Genomic DNA, 526 nt, shown 5'->3' with positions numbered 1-526 from the left:
CCGCCACACGGAGGCGCCGTCGACGAGGGCGGCCTCGGTCAGCTCATGGGGCAGCATGCGCATGTAATTGCTGAGGACGAAGGCGCAGAAGCCGGACTGGAAGGCGATGTGGATGAGGACCAGGCCGAGCGCGGAGTCGTAGAGCTTGCCGGACATGGTGATGCCGGGCAGGTCGATCAGCAGGTAGAGCCGGTACAGGGGGGTGATGATGACCTGCTGGGGCAGCAGGTTGCCGGCGGTGAACACCAGCAGCAGCGCGATGTTGAGGCGGAAGTCGAAGCGGGAGACGTAGAAGGCGACCATCGACGACAGCAGCAGGGTGAGCAGCACCGCGGGCACGGCGATGATCAGCGTGTTGCCGAAGTAGTGGAGCATGTCCGACTGCTCGAAGGCGTTGGTGAAGTTCTCGAACGTCAGCTTGTCGGGCCAGGACACGTAGCCCTTGTTGCTGGTCTCCGCGTAGGGGCGCAGGGCGGCGAAGACCGCCCACAGCAGGGGGGCCAGCCAGGCCAGCGCGGTGACGGCC

Annotated in this window: 1 protein-coding gene; it reads right to left on the bottom strand. The window is 66.0% G+C overall.

Features of this window, described 5'->3' with window-relative positions; genetic code table 11:
• On the bottom strand, positions 1–526 hold a 526-nt coding region (locus AQJ54_RS06675), incomplete at both ends, for a carbohydrate ABC transporter permease (RefSeq protein WP_169808225.1).

This window comes from Streptomyces griseorubiginosus, from assembly GCF_001514195.1.
Taxonomy (GTDB): Bacteria; Actinomycetota; Actinomycetes; order Streptomycetales; family Streptomycetaceae; genus Streptomyces; species Streptomyces griseorubiginosus.
Note: the sequence above shows the minus strand (reverse complement) of the source record. Positions and strands in the feature narration are given on the sequence as shown.